Below are 19,330 nucleotides of genomic sequence, written 5' to 3' on the forward strand. Positions count from 1 at the left end.
GCCCCCCGGGAAACGGCACTTCTGTGTGTAGCTCCAAAGAACGGCCGCCGAGTTGTGGATCTTCCTAAAGAACTTCGGCTGTGTCAGAGATAACTTTTTTCCACAAGCCAACGATAAACAGAAAGGGGTGGAGCCGATGACCAGTACCTCGAGCACCCAGCCTTTCCTTGAAATGACCGACATCACCGTTGAGTTCCATGGGAAGCCTGCTGTCAACGGGATCAGCCTCAAAGTGGACAAAGGCGAGGTCGTGGCCCTGATCGGCCCCAGCGGTTCGGGGAAGAGTACGTTTCTCCGCTGCATCAATCACCTGCAGGCGCCGACATCAGGAACGGTGACCATCGACGGACTGTCGATCAGCGAGGGCCACGGCAACCACCCCAAACCTAAAGAACTTGCAGCGCTCCGACGCAAGGTCGGAATGGTGTTCCAGTCCTTCAATCTCTTCCCGAACCTCACGGCACTGGAGAACGTCAACCTGGCGCAAATCCACGCACTGGGACGAAGCAAAGAAGAAGCCCGTGACCGTTCCATGTACCTTCTGGAACGCGTCGGGCTGGAGCACCGGGCAGACCACTACCCTCATGAGTGTTCAGGGGGACAGCAGCAGCGCATCGCAATCGCACGGGCAATGGCGCTCGACCCCGACGTTTTGCTGTTTGACGAACCAACATCTGCTTTGGACCCGGAGCTCGGCGCTGAAGTGCTTTCAGTCATGCGGGAGGTCGCGGAGACAGGAAAAACGATGCTCGTCGTCACTCACGAGATGCACTTCGCTGAAGAAGTCGCGGACCGTGTCGTCTTCATGGCTGACGGAGCAATAGTCGAGCAGGGCGCGCCGCATCAGATCATGCGCGACCCGCAGCACGAACGCACCCGTCGGTTCCTCAAGGCTGTACTGGAGCGGTAATGGAACTCATCGCATTCTGGCCTAAGCTGGCGGCAGGCGTCCAGTACACGCTCATCATCACGATGGGAGCGTTTCTGCTCGGAGCCATTCTTGCCGTACCGCTGACCGCGGCACGGCGGTCGCCGATCCGATTGGTTCGTTTCCTAGGATCAACCTACGTTGAGATCTTGCGTGGCGTTCCGCCACTTCCGTGGCTGTTCCTGGTGTTCTTTGCCTTGCCCACATTCGGGGTCCGCCTCCCAGCGGTGCAAACCGGAATCGTGGTGTTCGGCCTCATCTCAGCCGCATACCTGACAGAAATCTACCGGGCAGGCTTCCGGGCGGTGCCCCTCGGTCAGACAGAGGCCGGCGAAGCCCTGGGGCTGAGCCGGGCCCACATCTACACCAAGATTCTCGTACCCCAAGCCGTCCGAACCATCCTGCCGATGTCGATTGCATACCTCATTGGGTTGCTGAAAGACAGCGCCCTGGTCTCAGTCATTGGAGTCCAGGACATCACCGCCTTGGCACTTGTACAGAACAGGCAATCCGGGGAAGGTCTGACCGTCTTCATCAGTACGGCCGCCCTGTACCTGCTTCTGAGCATTCCAGTGGGTGTCTTTGGGCGGTGGCTCGGAAACCGCCTGGGTGCCGCACGGCCCAGAAAGAGTGAGGTCCTGGTATGAACATCATCGAATCAATCGTCCAATATCTTCCCCAGCTGCTTCCCGGGCTTGGGATGAGCTTCCTTCTTCTTGCCGCGCTGGTGCTCATCGGCACTCCCTTGGCCTTCGTCCTTGCCTTCGGCCTCCGCAACAGCCTCGCCCCGGTCCGCTGGCTCACTGTAGCGGTCGTCGAAATTGCCCGAGGCATGCCCTCCCTGGTCCTTTTGTACCTCGTATACTTCGGACTCCCTTCGGCAGGACTGGAACTCCCCGCCTTCGCCGCTGCCGCCATCGCTCTGGGGCTTAACTACGCCGGCTATGTGAGCGAGACGGTCAAATCCGGACTTGAGTCCCTGCCCAAGGGACAGTTTGAGGCCGGGGACGCCCTCGGACTGGACCGGTGGACCAAAATGCGCTTCATCGTCATCCCGCAGTCCATGAAAGTCATTACTCCGCCGTTGCTCAGCTGGATCATCGTCTATTTCCAGACGACCTCCATCGCCTTTGCCATTGCAGTCCCGGAGCTGACCAGTGTCGCCTATTCGATTGCCGCATCCAATTTCCAGTACCTGGCCATCTTCGTCGTAGCCGGACTCCTCTACGCCGCGATCTCCATCCCTGGATCACAGATCGTTTCCTACATGGAGACGCGGGCCAAGAAAACAGCCCGTTCCTCATAACAACTCCACCCCCACCCATCCATCCGAAATCAAGGACTATCCATGAAACGACTTTCACGCGTAATCACCGTCGCTTGCGTCTCCGTTCTGTCTGTGTCCGCTCTTGCCGCATGCGGAGGAGGAAGCTCCCCGGCGGCCCAAGACTGCAAGCCGAAGTTCGAATTTCCCACGATCACCCAAGGAACTCTGACAGTCGCAACTTTCGATGGGATGCCCTACTTTGGCCAGGCAGACAGCAGCCAACAGGGTATTGACGCCGACTTCCTCAACGCCTTCGCTGCCGATGCCTGCCTCAAGACCGAGTGGGTGGTCAGCCCCTCGGCAGGCGTCATCCAGTCGGTAGCATCCGGCCGAGCCGACGTAGCCGCCGGCGGCTGGTACGCCACAGCCGAGCGTGGAAAGACCGTTTCACAGTCCGACTCCACGTATGTCGAACTGCCGACCATCTTCGCCAAGACTGCCACCTCAAGCGCGAAATCTCTGGCCGGTCAGACTGTGGGAACTGTTACCGGATACACCTGGAACGATGAACTGAAGGCGTTGGGCGCCGAGGTAAAGGAATACCAGTCAGCTGACGCGGTTCTGAATGACCTTGCAGCTGACCGGATCAAATTCGCCGTCCTTGGCGGCATCGACGCTCCGTACCTCCTCAAGCAGAACAAGACGTACGAGTCCATCGTGGCAAAAATCATGGATCCGGACCCGGCTGTGAATTCCTCGGTGAACCCGTCGCTGCCGAATTACCCACACACCAAGGACAACAAGGCGCTCACCGAGGCCCTGAACAAGCAGATCAAGGAGTACCACGAGTCGGGCAAGGAAGTAGAGATCCTGAAGAAGTACAACCTTGACCCAGCCTTGGCTGATACGGAGAAATTCAAGAAGTGACGCAGACGCCCGCAGCAGAAGATACCGATAAGCGCTTGGCGCACCAGACATCGAACGGAGGATCAGTGCCCGAGGAAACCCGCGGTGGCTTGGTCTACCTTGAAGAGTTCACCCGCGTAGCTCTGGCACGGCCGGACGCGACGGCCATCGCCAGTGATGACCGACGGATCACCTATGGTGAAATGCACCAAAGCGTGCTGCAGCGGGCGGAAGCACTCCGTCTCGCCGGGCTTCAGCCCGGCGAGCGGGTGTCGCTTATAGCCGAAAATTCGGCAGCTTATGTCATCACGTCATTGGCAGTGTGGGCCGCCCAGGGTGTTTTGGTGACAATTTACCCCTCAACTGCCCCCGCCGACCTTGCCGCAACCATCGCCGACAGTGACCCCGTCTTGGTGCTGTGCGACTCGGTCACGGACAGTGTCGTACGGCAATCCACCCGTGAGGGCCTGCCGGTCGAAAGCATTGATGGTAACTTCCGCCCCACGAAGGTTGCCAGCGGCACCAAAGCAAATCCTGAGGGACTAAGGGAGCCTTTGCATTTGGTGTGCTACTCCTCTGGTACCACGTCCCGGCCGAAAGCCATCATGATTTCCGAAAGTGCCCTGCACAACGGAGCACGGACTTACGCCGAAGTGTGGGGGTTGACCTCGGACGACGTTTCGATTATTTGCCTGCCCATGGCGTGGCTGTACGGGCTGAACTCCACGACGATGGCCACGTTGCTGGTCGGCGGCACGGTTGTGCCGCTGCGGCGGGCCAAGCCAGAGATCCTCGCCCACGCCATTGAGAAGTACAAGGCCACATTCTTCCCAGCAGTAACGACGATCATCACCAAACTGGTCGCCTTCCTTGAAGAGTCCGCCGAGCAGCACGACCTAAGCTCCCTTCGTCTGATCGTCTCCGGCGGCGAACCCCGGAACGAACCAGCCTTTGACAGGTTCAGGAAATACTCGGGAGTGCCTGTGCACGATACTTTCTGCGCATCCGAGTGCTTCCCCTTGATCACTTATGATCCCGTTCGGGACCCGGAACCAAAACACGGTGCCGCCGGCCGGCTGGTGCCGCGGTCACGCTTGAAGGTTGTCAACGAGGCCGGTAACGAAGTGGCTGTAGGGGAAGTTGGTGAGGCTCTGTCCCAAGGACCAGGCCTGATGCTTGGTTACTGGAACGACCCCGAGCAGACAGCAGCAGCCCTGACGCCCGATGGCTGGTACCGCACGAAGGACCTTGTCAGGGTCGACGAACAGGGTTACGTCAGCGTTGCCGGCCGGAAGTCCGACATGATCATCCGGGGCGGCAGCAACATTTCCCCGGCAGAGGTCGAACAGGTTCTCAAAGAACATCCATCCGTCGATGACGTTGCAGTGGTTGGTCAGCCTGATCCCATTTACGGAGAGCAGGTTGTCGCCGTCATCGAGTTGGCCAACGGGGAAGCGCTGGACGCGGACGGCTTGCGCGCTTTCGCCGCCGAACGGCTGTCGGCCTACAAGGTCCCGACCGTCTACAAGGCCATCGAACAGCTCCCTTCGAACAACACCACCCAAAAGGTGAACCGTCGCGAAGTCAAAAAGCTCCTAGAGAACGGAACCATCTGATGACAAAGCTCCGAGTTGCCACTACCCAGTTCGAGCTGCGGTCCGAATCCTCCACGGAGGAGTATCTGGCCCACATGGATGGCCTTGTAGCCGAAGCCGCCAACAACGGCGCAGACGTGGTGCTGTTTCCTGAGCTTGCCAGCACCGGTCTTCTAGGCAGCATCACGGACCACGAGGTAACAGCCGCGACCGTATCTTCTGACTACTGGAATTACCTGCCCGGTTTGACAAACGAGATCGCCGACGGGATCCGTCAGATGGCGTTGGCCCATGGCATTGCCGTTCTGGGCGGCAGCCACAACAGGCTCGCCGAGGATGGGTCCCTGCGCAACACGGCCTATCTGGCCCACCCGGATGGCCGGGTTGAGCTGCAGGACAAGATCCACTTCACACCGCAGGAGCACGCCTTGGGGATGACCGGCGGGGATAAACTCCTGGTCACCCGCATCGGCCCGTACACAGCCGGTGTACTGATTTGTGCCGATATCCAATTCCCGGAACTCTCCCGCTACCTGGTTGACCAAGGTGTGGACCTGCTGTTGTGCCCTTCGCTGACCTGGAATCGACGAGGCGTCCACCGTGTGAAAACCGGTTGCCAGGCCCGTGCTATTGAGAACCAACTCTACGTCGTGATGTCACCGCTTGTAGGATCCAGTGGATTACCTACTGATGCACCCATGCATGCCGTGGGGAAGGCCGTTGCCTGTACTCCGGTCGATAAGATAGTTGGCCTGAACGACGGGATCCTGGCGGTGGGCGAATCCGACGGTGAACAGCTTCTGGTGGTGGACCTTGACCGGGAGGTTCTTTTGGCGTCCCGGGCCAAGCCCGAAGCACCGGGATTGGCCCTGCGCCGCCCCGACTTCTACGAGCAACTGCGTGCAGGGAACAAGGCGTAATCGTGTTCACGTACAGGCACCGCGTCCGTTACCACGAAGCCGACCAGCAAGGTTTTCTGTTTAATAGCCGCTATCTGGAAATCGCCGATACGGCCATGGCCGAATATTTCCGGGAGCTCGGGTGGCGGTACGCCGAGTTGAACGATCTTGGAGTGGACCCTTCGGTGGTCCGGGTTGAGGCCACTTTCTCCAGCCCTGCCAGGTTTGAAGACGATCTCGACGCCGAAGTCCAGTGCGTCCGCGTCGGACGCACCAGTTTCCAGCTGCGAACCGTTGTGTCCTGCGGATCCAGGCAGATTGCCGTCCTTGATCTGACATATGTCAATGTCGATGCTGTCTCAGCTGTTTCCGCCCCGCTGCCTGCGGAGATTGCTGAGGCGCTTCGGTGGGATGCGCCCTCCCGCGCACACCAGGTTGAGACCAGCGGACATCGGACGGTCGGGGAACCAGCCATGACGACCCGCCAGAAACGCTGACCAGGCGACTATGAAAAAGCACTACGTCATTGACGTCATCCCCGGGGACGGCATCGGCCCAGAGTTGATGCCCGGCGCGATCACCTGTCTTGAGGCCATCGCTTACCACCATGGCTTCAACATGGAATGGCGCACCCACAGCTGGAACTCCGAGCGTCACCTGATTCATGGGTCCATGATGCCCGCCGATGGTCTCCAACAACTAGCAGGCGGTGATGCCATCTTCGCGGGGACCTTTGGCCTGCCCGGCCGGTCCCGTCATGTAGAAGAGCGGGAGCTGTTGTCTCCTATCCGGTCGGCCTTCGACCAATACGTCGATGTTCTTCCCGCCCGGCTGCTGCCGGGAATGACCCCGCAGATTGCGGGTGTAGACCATCTGAACGCCGTGCTCGTACAAGCAAACCTGGAAGGTACCCACCGCACCCCTAAACGGCCAGAACAATCAGCTGTACTTGCCTGGGGTGTCGGACGCGTGGCCAGATATGCCCTGCAGCTGGCCGAAAAGCGTTCCCGACGCTTGGTCTCGGCGACCGGATCCGACGGAGTACTTAGCTCAACCCCGTTCTGGGACGAGGTCGTCAGCCAAGCAGCGGAGGAATACCCGTCGGTGGCAGCAGAGTCCGTCCCGTTCGACTCGCTGGCCGCCCGGGCAATCCTCAACCCTGAAACGCTTGATGTTGTAGTGGCCTCCAATCTCTACGGCGAAGAGATGGCAGCTCTTCTGGGGGCAGTGTCCGGAGTCGGGCACGTAGCACCCGTAGCGAGCATCAACCCCGAAGGTCACCACCCCTCGATGTTCAAGCCATGCCACGGACCGGCACTGGACATCGTGGGACAAGGCATTGCCAATCCCATCGGTCAACTTTGGGCAGGAGCAATGCTGTTGGAGCACCTGGGCGAAACCGAGGCCGCGATCTGTCTGAGTGCGTCCTTCGAGGAGGTACTGTCCTCCGGCACTTCAACGCCGGACCTCGGCGGAAACTCCAGCACCCAGAACGTCACAGACGCCGTCCTGAATCAAATCGCCAGAGCAGCACAGCCCGCTCTGGTATGACCGGCACTCAACCCCACCAACCGTGAGAAACACATCTGAGGAGACAGACAAATGAGAATCGTCGTTCTGGCCAAAGAGGTTCCGGACACCTGGTCGAACCGGAAGCTGAATCTGGAAACAGGCCTGCTTGACCGGCAGGCTTCCGACCCCGTGGCCGATGAAATCAATGAACGCGCGCTGGAGAACGCCCTGCGCTACAGGGACGCCGGTGGCGAGGCAGAAATCACCGTACTCACCATGGGCCCTGAGCAGGCAGAAGCCTCCGTCCGGAAGCTTCTCGCAATGGGGGCTGACACTGCCGTGATCGTAGCCGACACCGGCCTCGCAGGCGCGGACATGAAACGCACTGCTGAAGTACTCGCAGCGGCTATCACCAAAATCGGAGCAGACCTCGTTCTCGCCGGTGACGCCGCGACGGACGGTAGGGGAGGGCTTGTGCCCCCGATGGTGGCCGAGCTTCTGGGCTGGCCAGTCCTCCCGGCATTGGAAACCCTGCAGATCCAAGCAGCCGGGGCCGAAGGAACCGTGCCTGTGGATGGGGAAACCATCGCTGTTCGTAGTACCTTCCCACTGGTTGCAGCGATCACGGAAAAGACCGCTGAAGCCCGCTTTCCGAATTTCAAGGGAATTATGCGGGCGAAGAAGAAGCCGCTGACCGTCTGGTCGCTTTCGGATCTCGATGTCGCTTCCCAAGGCCCTGCCCAATCAGTCATGGTATCCGCCGTTGAACGTCCGGCGAAGACGGCCGGCCCCAAGATCGAAGACGACGGCACTGCTGCCGAACAGCTGGCTGAATTCCTGCAATCCAACCGTCTGCTCTAAGACGAACAAGCAAAGCTAAGACCAAAGGAACTTGAAATGGTGAACGTCCTCGTACTTGTAGAGACGGCAGCGGATGGCTCCGTCAAGAAAAACGCCGCAGGCACTCTGGCCGCCGCCGCTGCGGTCGGTACCCCTGTCGCAGTTGTTGTCGCCCGCCCGGAAGCCGACAAAGAGGCCCTCACGGCGGAACTCGGCAGTCTCGGCGCCCAGTACATCCACTTGGCCGAATCGGCAGCAGAGAGTGCTGAGCTCGGCTCAGCACGTGTCGGCGCACTCGCTGACGCAGTCAACACCTACAGCCCGGCTGCAGTGTTCGTACCGGCGACCAACGATTCGCGTGCCGTAGCCGGCAGGCTTGCCGTCCGGACGGGTGCAGCGATCGCTGCCGATGTCGTTGGCGTCCGCTTCGATGCTGACGAAATCATCGTGAAGCACTCGGTGTTCGGCGGCGATTTCTCGACGGAGTCCACAGTTGATGGTGGGCTGATGATTGCGACCATCCGGCTAGGTGCTTTTGACACCAAGGCGAACGCTGTGTCGTCACCACAGGTGAGCGTCGTGGCCGAGATCCCTGCCACCGCACCAGGGGCTGTGGTGACGTCGGTCTCCCCCGCGGTTGTCGATTCAACCCGTCCGCCCTTGCGTGAAGCGAAGACCGTAGTCTCAGGTGGCCGGGGGCTTGGTTCAAAAGAAGCATTTGCTTTGGTTGAAGAGCTCGCCGATACTCTCGGTGGTGCCGTCGGGGCCTCCCGCGCCGCCGTGGACGCTGGATATGTGCCCCAGTCCTACCAGGTCGGCCAGACTGGAATCACGGTTGCCGCGCAGCTCTATATCGCGTTGGGTATCTCCGGTGCTATCCAGCACCGCGCCGGTATGCAGACAGCCAAGACCATCGTGGCGATTAATAAGGACCCGGAGGCACCAATCTTCGAAGTCGCTGATTTCGGCATTGTTGGTGATCTCTTTACCATCGTTCCCCAGGTAATCAAGGCCATTGAGACCCGTCGCAACAGCTAACTGTTGAACACCTGCCATTGATCCACGAAAGGAGTGCCACTGTGGTTCACGGCGACAGCCAACCAGAAGAGCTGACCCCTGCACCGAAGCAACGGATGGGCCAGCAGCCCGCCGCCAGCGAAACTGCACCGAAGCAGCGGATGGGCCAGCAGCCCGCCGCCAGCGAAACTGCACCGAAGCAGCGTATGGGCCAGCAGCCCGCCGCCAGCGAAACTGCACCGAAGCAGCGGATGGGCCAGCAGGCCGCCGCCAGCGAAACTGCACCGAAGCAGCGGATGGGCCAGCAGCCCGCCGCCAGCGAAACTGCACCGAGGCAGCGGATGGGCTCTGCAGGGACTTCCGAATGGCCGGTGGCACCGGTGGAACCTTCGCTGGTCAGCCAGGCGACGGCGCCCAGTGCGCCTTCTGCCGCAGCGAGCAGCCGCGGTTCCGGAAGTCGTGGTCAATGGACTCGGCGGGTCGTTACCGTCGTGATCGTAGCTCTGGCGGCTCTGGGTCTGGTACTTGTGGCCCGTTGGCTTCATGCGCTGCCAGCGGTCAGGGCATTCACCGAAACATATCCTGGCGTTTCGGCCATGCCAGATACAGCTCCTACGGGTATACCGGCATGGTTGGGATGGCAGCATTTTCTCAACATGTTCTTTATCGTGCTCATCGGCCGGACCGGCCTCCAGGTCCGGCTGGAACGCCGTCCCCCGGGATACTGGACACCCAACGCTAATTCCTTCTTTTCTCCTCGGGGCAGCACTCCGAAGAAGGTCAGCATGTCCCAGTGGCTCCACCAGTGCCTGGATGTTCTCTGGGTGATCAACGGCCTGATCTTCGTGGTGTTGCTGTTTGCGACCGGTCATTGGATGCGGATCGTCCCCACCAACTGGGACATCGTGCCAAACGCGGCGTCGGCACTCTTGCAGTACGCGTCTCTTAACTGGCCACATGAGAATGGGTGGATCCATTACAACGCCTTGCAGGTTCTCGCGTACTTCACGACGGTTTTCATCATGGCTCCGTTGGCCGCCTTGTCCGGAATCCGTTTCTCAACGTGGTGGCCTGACAAGAATGCACGGCTTTCCAAGGTCTATCCGGTGGAGATCGCCCGCGCTGTCCACTTCCCAGTCATGATCTACTTCGTCGCATTCACCATCGTCCACGTTTTCCTGGTTGCGTTCACAGGAGTACTTGCCAACCTGAATCACATGTACACCTCAAGGGACGCCGCCGACTGGTGGGGCCTGGTGGTCTTCATCGGCTCCCTGATGGTCATGACGGCGGGCTGGTTCCTAGCGAAGCCGGTATTCATCGCTCCACTTGCCAGCCTGATGGGAAAACTGTCCAAATAAAACAGCAGTCCAGCGCCGCTTTGACAAGGTCAAACGCACCCGACTGGATTTCAGGGTCCTACCGGGTAAGCGTTCACAGCTCGCGTGGCCAGGCAGGCACAACCGGCGGCCCGCAAGCGTGCCGCGCATCAAGGAGCCATCCACATTATGCCGAGACATCTAACCCACTGGGGAGGTTTCGAAGCCCAGACAGACGGACGTTCCTTGGCGGATGTCAGGCCTCTGAGTGCTGACCCTGATCCGAATCAGCTGATCCACAACGTGGCAAGTGCGCAGCATCACCCCTCGCGCGTGTTGCGCCCTGCTGTAAGAAAGGGATGGTTACTCAACGGCCCCGGAACTCCGGGCCGGGGAGAGGAACCATTCGTTGAAGTCGGTTGGGACGAGGCTGTTGAACTAACCGCCACAGCCCTGGACACCGTCTATAAGACAGCCGGCTCCTCAGCGGTCTACGGGGCCTCATATGGTTGGGCAAGCGCTGGGCGTTTTCATCACGCTCAAAGCCAGATTCACAGGTTCCTGAACGTATTGGGCGGATACGTCGCCGGCCGCGGTGACTATAGCCATGGATGTTCCGACACGCTGCTGCCCCATTTAGTCGGAAAGCCCAGTGACTTGATGGTGCACGCCACGGCTTGGGACGTGGTGGCCCAGCACACAGAGCTGTTTATCGCTTTCGGCGGCCTATCAGCAAAAAATTCCTTCGTAGGCCCGGGCGGAATCACCCGGCACACGGCACGTCAAGCTGTTGCCACAGCTGTATCCCGCGGCTGCGAGTTCATCTCTGTCAGCCCCCTGCAAGACGACACGTTTCCGGAAGCTTCAGCCGAATGGCTGGCTCCCAGGCCAGGAACCGATGCCGCCATCATGCTAGCTCTGGCGTTCGTCCTTGACGAAGAAGGGCTCGTCGATGACGGCTTTCTCGAACGCTACACGACCGGTTACGAACGTTTTCGGGACTACCTGCAGGGCATTCCTGATAATCACCCGAAGACCCCGGAATGGGCCTCCTCCATCAGTGGTATCGAACCAGATGTGATCCGTTCTCTTGGCCGTAAGATGGCCCACAAAAGGTCCTTGATCAATCTGAGCTGGTCCCTGCAGCGCCAGCAACACGGCGAACAACCCGTGTGGCTTGGAATAACCCTTGCCGCCATGTTGGGACAAGTAGGACGGCCCGGGGGAGGATTTGCCCATGCCTACGGATCCACAGCGGACATCGGGTTGCCGCTCCGGGTGGCTAGCCCACCCTCTTTTCCCCAAGGCAAGAACCCGGAGGCTTCATTTATCCCCGTCGCCCGGATCGCCGATATGCTCCTCCATCCAGGAGAACAGTACGACTTTGACGGCAAGCGCCTAACTTACCCCGACATCAAGCTCGTTTACTGGTGCGGCGGAAACCCGTTCCACCACGCCCAGGACCTCTCCCGCCTCCGCAGAGCTTTCACGGTCCCGGAGACCGTCATCGTTCACGAACAATTCTGGACAGCGACCGCACGACACGCAGACATCGTCCTACCTGCCACGATGAGCATCGAACGCGACGATTACGGTGCCGGCCGCAACGATCCACATTTCCTGCCCATGCCGGCACTGACAACCCCTGCAGGTCAGGCGCGGGATGACTACGAAATTTTCGCTGACATCGCTTCACACCTCGGATGTCGGGAGACGTTTACGGAAGGACGGACCAGCAGGGATTGGCTCGGGTACCTCTACGAATCCTGGCGTTGCCGGTTAGCAGCCGATGGCCATCATGTTGTGGATTTCAACACCTTCTGGGGCGGCGAGGGCATAAAAATCCCCATCGTTGACCCGCAACAGGTTCTCCTGCAGGAGTTTAGGTCCGACCCGAAGGCAAACCCCTTGCCAACGCCCAGCGGAAAAATCGAGATTTTCTCCGAAGTTATCGATAGCTTCAACTACCCCGACTGCCCCGGACACCCGGCATGGTTGGAACCGGCAGAGTGGCTCGGAACGCCCCGAACCCCCTACCCGCTGCATCTGATCGCTAACCAACCCAAAACCCGCCTGCACAGCCAGCTGGATGTGGGTACATACAGCCAGGGAAACAAGGTTCAAGGACGGGAACCGGTACGGATGAATGCCGCTGATGCCGCAGCTCGTGGCTTGGCGGACGGGACCGTCGTCCGGATCTTCAACGACCGTGGCAGCTGTCTTGCAGGCTTGGCTATTTCCGAGGCGGTCCGAGAGGGCGTGATTCAACTCGCGACCGGAGCATGGTTCGATCCCGACCCGGCCGATCCAAGCTTCTGTCGGCACGGCAATCCCAACGTTCTGATCGCTGACCGCCCGACTTCGCGTTTGACCCAAGCAACAACAGGGCAGCATGCCTTGGTCGACGTTGAGAAATACACCGGTCAAGTGCCCGACTTGACCATCAACGGCCCACCGGAATTCGTTTCCCGCTGAAACAACCGACACGGTTTCGTAGTCCATATCGCGGCGACGAACCAGGCCGAACCCAGGCCTCGGCGATGTAGATCACACAGCAAAGACACTCAAACGTTGGAACTTTGCCGTACCCAGAGGGCAGGCGGAGTTCCTACGATCAGATAATTACGCCGTTTTGCCGCCTCCGCCGATCGGCCCAACTGCAAAGCGACTGAAGTTCAAGGTATTGCCTGAAAGGTGCTGACATGACCAACGAGGTCACCAACGACGAACAACTGACCAGCGACGAAGTCCGCAGCCTGCTGTACGAGCGGAAGAACTGGGGTCGATGGGGCGAGCACGACCAAAAGGGCGCCATCAATCTCATCACACCGGCCAAGCGCCTCGAAGCTGCGTCGGCCGTCAGGACTGGTGAAACCCTGAGCCTCAGCAGGCCCTTGAACACCAACCCCGCCCCAAACAACGCAAGACCAGCACAGCACTACACCCAGTACTGGTACGACGGCGGCGAAGGACCCAAAGGGGCCTGCTGTGAGGGCGAGCCCGGAGGCTGGGCAGTGGACTACTACGGTGTCGAATACCACGGTTACGCCACTACGCACTTGGACGCCTTATGCCATGTCTGGGACACGGAAGGCATGTACAACGGAAGGGATCCCCACGAACACGTAACCACAAACGGGGCAACGTTCGGCGGTGTGGAGCAGTGGGCCGGCGATTTGGTGACCCGCGGGGTGATCCTGGACATTCCAGGTCTTCGAGGTGTTGACTATGTGACTGCCGACCAGCCTGTTCACGCGTGGGAACTGGAAGCTGCGGCCCGCGCCCAAGGCGTCGAGGTTCGCCCCGGGGACGCGCTGTGCGTCAACATGGGCAGGGAAAAGTGGGATTCAGAACGTCCTGATCACAAATACGGCTCTCCATCGGACGCATTGCCAGGGATGCACGCCTCCTGTCTGCGTTACCTCAGGGACAAAGACATCAGTATTCTCGGCTGGGACATGCTCGACGCGTGGCCCTGGAAATACGACGTCGCGTGGTCCGTTCACGGTGCGATTTGGGCCTACGGTATCGCAGTCGTGGACAACATGGTCCTTGACCAGCTGGCGCAAGCCTGCCGAAAGCGAAACAGCTACGAATTCATGCTTGTTCTGGCCCCACTGGTTGTGGAAGGCGGAACAGGCTCTCCGATAAATCCCCTGGCAATTCTCTAGTCCCACAACATCGGTGGTGGCCAAGCGCGGGACCTGGGTTAGCGTCATCGGCGAGCATCAGACTCATCCTCAATGCCGAGCGTCAGCTTTCGTAGGCGATTGCGTCTGCGATCACCCTGGGGCGTCCTTCGGAATCTTCCCCATCGCCGAGCCACCGTTTGTCAAATCTCCAAAGGCTCGAATCGACGCACCCAGCCTAATGTGATCCAGGCCATATAGCACTGATTCTGGCCTAGTGGCACAGGGCACCGTTCCCTGGTTCATCGCCGCGCGCATCCGACCGGTACCCGGCGTCCGCACGCGTGTATGTACCGGTAATTATATGGAGCCTCCAGGCCGCTCTGGATTTCCAAATCGTCACAGCTCCCATGATAGGAACCACGGAATGAGCTCAACTAACTCCACCGATGAAGCGGTCACACCGCTCGCCGATCAAGTTCCGCCCCAACACCTCCGAGGAAACATGGGGGTCCTGCAGCTGTTCTTCACAGTCATGGCCTTCAATGCACCCCTCGTCGTCGTCATCGGATTCATACCGGTAATGATCGCCTACGGCAATGGAATCGGCACTCCGGCGATCTTCATCGTATGCGGCGCCATCGTCCTCCTGTTCGCCACAGGATTCACCGCAATGGCGCGGCATCTTCCGAACCCAGGCGGATTTTACGCATACATCACCGCAGGTCTGGGCAAGCCTGTGGGTCTGGGCTCATCCTTCGTAGCTCTCGCCTGCTATTACTTCTCCCTTCTGAGCTCTTATGCCCTGGGTGGCATGAACGCGAACTTCATTATTCACCAGACGTTGGGGGGCCCGGATGTCCCGTGGTGGGTGTGGTCCATCGCGCTGTTCGTAATTGTCAGCACCTTGGGCTACCTCCGCATCGACCTTTCCGCCAAGGTCCTGTCCGTGTTCTTGATCGCTGAACTGGCAATCGTAGTTATCTATGACCTTGCCGTTGGTATTCAGGGGGGAGCTTCGGGCTTCAGTCTGGAATCATTCATGCCCCAAGCGATCATGTCCGGGTCGATCGGTCTGGCATTGATGTTCGGCGTTGGTATGTTCGGTGGTTTCGAAGCGACCGCAATCTTCCGCGACGAAGTCAAAGACCCTCGTCGTACGGTTCCCCGCGCAACTTTTCTGGTCATCTGCACTGTTGCCGTGCTCTACGGGCTGACGGCATGGGTGATTATTGCCTCGTACGGAACGGGAGAAGTCGTGGCGGCCGCGACGGCAGACCCAGCAGGGTCGGTACAGGCAAGCATCGGCTTGTACGCCGGACATATCATCATGGATATTGCCATCGTTCTAATGAACACCAGCACTTTCGCCGTCCTTTTGTCAGCCCACAACATCACCGCTAGGTACGTTTTCAACCTCAGCGCAGACCGCATCCTCCACCACTCCCTGAGTAGGCCCCACCCCCGGTATGGATCACCACACCGCGCTTCTGTTTTCACCAGCATTGCGGCCGTGGTCGGGCTGGTGCCGTTCGTCATCGCAGGGGCACCTGTGGAGACTCTTTACGCGGTCTTCGGCGGGGGATTCAGCTACACCCTTGTTGCCTTGCTGTTTCTCACGGCCCTGGCCATCCCTTTCTACATGAAGAGGAACCGCGTATCGGGCGTCAGCAATTTTACGGCTGTACTGGCACCAGGGCTTGCCGTGATTGGCTTTGGGATCGCGTTGGTCTTATCGACCCAAAACTTCGCGCTCCTCATCGGAGGTAGCGAGCCCTTGGCTGGACTTCTGTTCACGATCATCTACGCGCTCTTCGCACTGGGCGTCGTGATGGCCGTGGCCTTCCGCAAGCGCCGTCCAGATGTCTACGCACGAATTGGCCGCCAAGAGTAAAGCATTATTCGCCGACTGCAACTCCCATTCCACGGCTCTGCGGGCCGGCCTCTTCCCTGCCCCACGCAACAACAGGAGACTCAATGCCCATAAGCGATCTAGCCGAAATACAGGAGAACCAGATCCAGGTCTCGGACCAACTGGTCCTTCACTACAAGGTGTCGGGAAGTGGGCCGATGGTCGTAGTCTTCGTCCCCGGGTGGACCATGTCCTCGCAGGTGTTCGAACACCAGTTGCTTCATCTGGCCGGATCCAGCGACTATTCGGCCATCGCCTACGACCCCCGCTCCCAAGGATCAAGCACCACCACTATGGAAGGCCATTACTACGAACAGCACGCCAAGGACCTCCATGGCCTGATCGAAGGCCTCGGCATACAGGACGTCATCTTCGTCGCGTGGTCAGCCGGATCCGGGGACGTCCTCGAATACATCCGAATGTTCGGATCCGAAAATGTCCGTGGTCTGGTCCTCCTGGACATTCCGCCAAAGGTTCGCGGCTTTGACCGTGAACTAGAGTGGGTTGACTTCGGCACCAAGGACAACGGCGACCAGGACGGGCAATTGAAGTTCTTCTGTTCCGACCTACTGCTCGACCGCTTAAGAGTCACGCGCGAATTCTCCGAATGGATGCTGGATGACCCATCGGAGGAGAACCTGGACTTTTTCGTCCGAATGTCAACAGCAACCCCGGACTCGATTGCCGCCCAGCTCATCATGAGCTTCATCTTTCTGGATAACACCCGTGTTGTTGAAGAACTCGACGCAACGATCCCTCTGCTCTACTTCACACGCAGTGAATGGCAGGCGTTGGCCACAAAGTGGGCGACAGAACATACGCCGAGAGCGGTCGTTGAGTCATTCGGCAAGCATGCAATGTTCTGGGAGCACCCGGAGACCTTCAACGCTGCACTCGACCGGTTCCTCACCCGCTGTGGCCTCGCCGAGGAACAGCGTCGTAATGGGCACAATTCCGAGGAGTGATCCAACACCCCTGGGCCGTAGAAGGAGCACCTGAGCACAGCTCCCACGCATGTCGTGAGAGACGTTCCCCAGCTGGGCGGCGGCTCTCGAAACTGCAGGACAACTGCGCGGGTCATCAATACATGGGGAGCCCTTCAAGGGCCCTTCGCTTCAGATCGAGCGAAGGGCCCTTTCCGGTTCTAAACCCGGGGGAGGTACAGACATTCGCGACCGCAGAATGGAGCAGCCCTGGGACAATCTTGGGCAGAACACTCCCAGTTCGTTGGATTCACTATGGGGAGAGCGGATCACTGTGAATCCCACAACACGGGGAGGCGCCGCAGCCCTCTAAGTTTGCATTAACCACGCGAAGCAGGAACGAAGGAGATCACCAATGGGACTGTCAGACAGGTACAACGTACTGTTTGAGCCGGTACAGATCGGGCCGAAAACGGCACGTAACCGGTTCTGGCAGACCCCCCACGCGTCCGGCTTTGGCAGCGATCACCCAGGCTCGCAGGCACGCTACCGCGGTACGAAAGCCGAAGGCGGCTGGGGCGTCGTCTTCACCGAAGCGACCTCCATTGCCCCGGAAGTGGACAAGTCCCCAGCTGCACTCGCACGGCTATGGGACGAGGGCGACGTACGCAACATGCGACACATCGTCGAATCCATCCACGAGGGGGGCGCCCTAGCAGGCATCGAGCTGGAGTATCACTCCTCGATCGGCTTCATGACTGAAGGCCGTGGACTGTTCGCCCGCGGCGTCGACCCCGTACCCGGTGAGTCCGCCCTGCCGGTGGCATATGCCGGCGGCCTGGCCCGCCTCGAACTAGACGACATCGAAGAACTGCAGGAACTTCACGTCGCAGCAGCGCTACGCGCCAAGGACGCAGGATTCGACCTCATAACGTTCCACTGTGGACACGCGGCGTCCATCTTCGCGCACTTCCTCATCCCGTATTACAACACCCGCACCGACCAATACGGCGGGTCTTTCGAAAACCGCATCCGTTTCGCCCGCGAAACGATGGAGAAGATCCGAGTGGCAGTAGGACCGGAGACGGCTGTAGGGATCCGGTTCGGCGCCGATACTCTCGATGCCCCGCATGGGCTGGGTGACCGGGGAATCCGGGGCGACGGGGAAGCGAAGGACTTCATCGAGGCCATGGACGACCTTGTCGACTACTGGGACCTCGTCATCGGCGGTTACGACTGGGCCATGGATGCTCAGTCGTCCCGCACTGTGGGCGAGAACCACGAGGCCCCGTATGTGGGCCACCTCAAGAAGCACTCCAACAAGCCCGTCGTCAATGTCGGCCGGTTCAACAGCCCCGACACAATGGTCGAAGTTATCAACTCCGGTCAGTGCGACTTCATCGGCGCCGCGCGCGCGTCCATCTCTGACCCGTTCCTGCCCGAAAAGGTCCGGACCGGCGCCATCGATGACATCCGGGAATGTATCGGCTGCAACATCTGCGTATCCCGAGATATCGGAGGCGGACGCATTCAGTGCACCCAGAACGCAACCATCGGCGAGGAATTCCGCCGCGGTTGGCATCCCGAACGGTTCACTGTCGCGAAAAACAAAGATAACGACGTCCTCGTCATCGGTGCCGGGCCGGCGGGTATGGAATGCGCCATGGTTTTGGCTAAGCGTGGCCTGCGCAACGTGCACCTCGTGGACGCCGGACCGGAACTGGGCGGGCACCTGAACTGGGTGACCAAGCTCCCGGGCCGGCTGGAGTGGCGCCGTCTGATCGAATACCGTGAACACCAGCTCGGAAAACTCAAGAACGTAGAAGTCATTCTGGGTACCGAATTCACTGCGGATGACGCCTTGGACTACGGCGCAGGCATCATTGTCGTTGCAACCGGATCCTCATACACCCGCGACGGCATCGACCCGTTCGTACGCCAACCGTTCGGTCTCGCCCAGGCCCTTGGAGACCGACTTCTGACCCCGGAGCAAGTGCTCCGCGATGAGGCCCCAGTCGGTGAGCGAGTGATTGTCGTGGACGCCGATGGCTACTTCATGGGCCCCGGGCTCGCTGAATTGCTGGCTAAACAGGGACACCAAGTCACCCTCGCCACCCGCGGGGAACACATGGGCGAGTACATGCGGTACACCCGGGAGGCCAAGTTCATGGCAAGGGACCTGCACGCACTGGGCGTAAAAGTCCGGACTCACACCGCAGTGCTCCCAGATCCCACAGGGGGTCTCGTATTCGAAACTGTCGGGTTGGCCCCCGAGCAGGCCGCGGCCGACACAGTCATTCTCGTTGGACCGCGCACAGCTGACGACGTCCTCTACCGCGGCCTGCAGGAGCGGCGCGGGGACTGGATGGACAACGAAATTGTTGCCGTCCACAGCATCGGCGATTGCGTGCGACCCAATTTCATCGCTGACGCCATCTTCTCCGGGCACCGGCTGGCCCGGGAAATCGATACAGAGAACCCCCGGAAGCAACTACCCTTTATTCGCGAACGGCGGCTGATCAACGGCACGGACGTCGACTTCGAACTCGGTGCCGCAGCCCAGCAATCCAGCCACTAAAAACT

16 protein-coding genes are annotated in these 19,330 nt (G+C 59.8%); all 16 read left to right on the forward strand.

The window, feature by feature from the left end; genetic code table 11:
• Positions 1–172: 172 nt before the first annotated feature.
• The 16 genes from ACFVSJ_RS20390 to ACFVSJ_RS20465 all read left to right on the forward strand — a co-directional run bounded on the left by ACFVSJ_RS20390 (position 173) and on the right by ACFVSJ_RS20465 (position 19,325).
• On the forward strand, positions 173–910 hold the full coding sequence (locus tag ACFVSJ_RS20390; protein WP_387438891.1) for an amino acid ABC transporter ATP-binding protein: 738 nt from the start codon (positions 173–175) through the stop codon (positions 908–910).
• On the forward strand, positions 910–1,575 hold the full coding sequence (locus ACFVSJ_RS20395; RefSeq protein WP_387438892.1) for an amino acid ABC transporter permease: 666 nt from the start codon (positions 910–912) through the stop codon (positions 1,573–1,575). The genes ACFVSJ_RS20390 and ACFVSJ_RS20395 overlap by 1 nt, the downstream gene beginning before the upstream one ends.
• Positions 1,572–2,234 carry an amino acid ABC transporter permease gene (locus ACFVSJ_RS20400; RefSeq protein ID WP_387438893.1) on the forward strand — a complete coding sequence of 221 codons (663 nt, stop codon included), beginning with the start codon at positions 1,572–1,574 and terminating at the stop codon, positions 2,232–2,234. The genes ACFVSJ_RS20395 and ACFVSJ_RS20400 overlap by 4 nt, the downstream gene beginning before the upstream one ends.
• A 42-nt stretch (positions 2,235–2,276) precedes the next feature.
• Positions 2,277–3,122: a substrate-binding periplasmic protein gene (locus ACFVSJ_RS20405; protein ID WP_387438894.1), complete on the forward strand. Its 846-nt coding sequence runs from the start codon at positions 2,277–2,279 to the stop codon at positions 3,120–3,122.
• On the forward strand, positions 3,119–4,717 hold the full coding sequence (locus ACFVSJ_RS20410) for a class I adenylate-forming enzyme family protein (protein ID WP_387438895.1): 1,599 nt from the start codon (positions 3,119–3,121) through the stop codon (positions 4,715–4,717). The genes ACFVSJ_RS20405 and ACFVSJ_RS20410 overlap by 4 nt, the downstream gene beginning before the upstream one ends.
• A complete protein-coding gene (locus ACFVSJ_RS20415) occupies positions 4,717–5,616 on the forward strand; it encodes a nitrilase-related carbon-nitrogen hydrolase (protein WP_387438896.1) in 900 nt (299 codons plus the stop codon). Before ACFVSJ_RS20410 ends, ACFVSJ_RS20415 begins: the two co-directional genes overlap by 1 nt.
• 2 nt (positions 5,617–5,618) lie before the next feature.
• Positions 5,619–6,092 (forward strand): acyl-CoA thioesterase, encoded by a 474-nt coding sequence (locus ACFVSJ_RS20420; RefSeq protein WP_387438897.1) that lies wholly within the window; start codon positions 5,619–5,621, stop codon positions 6,090–6,092.
• 10 nt (positions 6,093–6,102) lie between these two features.
• Positions 6,103–7,146: an isocitrate/isopropylmalate family dehydrogenase gene (locus tag ACFVSJ_RS20425; protein WP_387438898.1), complete on the forward strand. Its 1,044-nt coding sequence runs from the start codon at positions 6,103–6,105 to the stop codon at positions 7,144–7,146.
• A 51-nt stretch (positions 7,147–7,197) separates the two neighbouring features.
• Positions 7,198–7,968 (forward strand): electron transfer flavoprotein subunit beta/FixA family protein, encoded by a 771-nt coding sequence (locus ACFVSJ_RS20430; RefSeq protein ID WP_387438899.1) that lies wholly within the window; start codon positions 7,198–7,200, stop codon positions 7,966–7,968.
• Positions 7,969–8,004: 36 nt separating this feature from the next.
• A complete protein-coding gene (locus ACFVSJ_RS20435; RefSeq protein ID WP_387438901.1) occupies positions 8,005–8,985 on the forward strand; it encodes an electron transfer flavoprotein subunit alpha/FixB family protein in 981 nt (326 codons plus the stop codon).
• Between the two features lie 41 nt (positions 8,986–9,026).
• The gene (locus ACFVSJ_RS20440) at positions 9,027–10,325 is read left to right on the forward strand and encodes a hypothetical protein (protein WP_387438902.1); all 1,299 of its coding nucleotides are present in this window, start codon (positions 9,027–9,029) and stop codon (positions 10,323–10,325) included.
• Positions 10,326–10,472: 147 nt separating this feature from the next.
• Positions 10,473–12,758: a molybdopterin-dependent oxidoreductase gene (locus tag ACFVSJ_RS20445; RefSeq protein ID WP_387438966.1), complete on the forward strand. Its 2,286-nt coding sequence runs from the start codon at positions 10,473–10,475 to the stop codon at positions 12,756–12,758.
• A 227-nt stretch (positions 12,759–12,985) separates the two neighbouring features.
• On the forward strand, positions 12,986–13,954 hold the full coding sequence (locus ACFVSJ_RS20450; protein WP_387438904.1) for a cyclase family protein: 969 nt from the start codon (positions 12,986–12,988) through the stop codon (positions 13,952–13,954).
• A 385-nt stretch (positions 13,955–14,339) separates the two neighbouring features.
• Positions 14,340–15,806 (forward strand): APC family permease, encoded by a 1,467-nt coding sequence (locus ACFVSJ_RS20455; RefSeq protein WP_387438905.1) that lies wholly within the window; start codon positions 14,340–14,342, stop codon positions 15,804–15,806.
• Positions 15,807–15,889: 83 nt separating this feature from the next.
• Positions 15,890–16,789 (forward strand): alpha/beta fold hydrolase, encoded by a 900-nt coding sequence (locus ACFVSJ_RS20460; protein WP_387438906.1) that lies wholly within the window; start codon positions 15,890–15,892, stop codon positions 16,787–16,789.
• A gap of 373 nt (positions 16,790–17,162) precedes the next feature.
• Positions 17,163–19,325, forward strand: a complete 2,163-nt coding sequence (locus ACFVSJ_RS20465) for an FAD-dependent oxidoreductase (RefSeq protein WP_387438907.1) — start codon at positions 17,163–17,165, stop codon at positions 19,323–19,325.
• Positions 19,326–19,330: the final 5 nt, after the last annotated feature.

Source organism: Paenarthrobacter sp. NPDC058040 (assembly GCF_042885775.1).
Taxonomy (GTDB): Bacteria; Actinomycetota; Actinomycetes; order Actinomycetales; family Micrococcaceae; genus Arthrobacter.

Coding starts and splice junctions, on each gene's coding strand:
- ACFVSJ_RS20390 (WP_387438891.1), top strand. CDS start 173: ATGACCGACATCACCGTTGAGTTCCATGGGAAGCCTGCTGTCAACGGG.
- ACFVSJ_RS20395 (WP_387438892.1), top strand. CDS start 910: ATGGAACTCATCGCATTCTGGCCTAAGCTGGCGGCAGGCGTCCAGTAC.
- ACFVSJ_RS20400 (WP_387438893.1), top strand. CDS start 1,572: ATGAACATCATCGAATCAATCGTCCAATATCTTCCCCAGCTGCTTCCC.
- ACFVSJ_RS20405 (WP_387438894.1), top strand. CDS start 2,277: ATGAAACGACTTTCACGCGTAATCACCGTCGCTTGCGTCTCCGTTCTG.
- ACFVSJ_RS20415 (WP_387438896.1), top strand. CDS start 4,717: ATGACAAAGCTCCGAGTTGCCACTACCCAGTTCGAGCTGCGGTCCGAA.
- ACFVSJ_RS20425 (WP_387438898.1), top strand. CDS start 6,103: ATGAAAAAGCACTACGTCATTGACGTCATCCCCGGGGACGGCATCGGC.
- ACFVSJ_RS20430 (WP_387438899.1), top strand. CDS start 7,198: ATGAGAATCGTCGTTCTGGCCAAAGAGGTTCCGGACACCTGGTCGAAC.
- ACFVSJ_RS20435 (WP_387438901.1), top strand. CDS start 8,005: ATGGTGAACGTCCTCGTACTTGTAGAGACGGCAGCGGATGGCTCCGTC.
- ACFVSJ_RS20445 (WP_387438966.1), top strand. CDS start 10,473: ATGCCGAGACATCTAACCCACTGGGGAGGTTTCGAAGCCCAGACAGAC.
- ACFVSJ_RS20450 (WP_387438904.1), top strand. CDS start 12,986: ATGACCAACGAGGTCACCAACGACGAACAACTGACCAGCGACGAAGTC.
- ACFVSJ_RS20455 (WP_387438905.1), top strand. CDS start 14,340: ATGAGCTCAACTAACTCCACCGATGAAGCGGTCACACCGCTCGCCGAT.
- ACFVSJ_RS20460 (WP_387438906.1), top strand. CDS start 15,890: ATGCCCATAAGCGATCTAGCCGAAATACAGGAGAACCAGATCCAGGTC.
- ACFVSJ_RS20465 (WP_387438907.1), top strand. CDS start 17,163: ATGGGACTGTCAGACAGGTACAACGTACTGTTTGAGCCGGTACAGATC.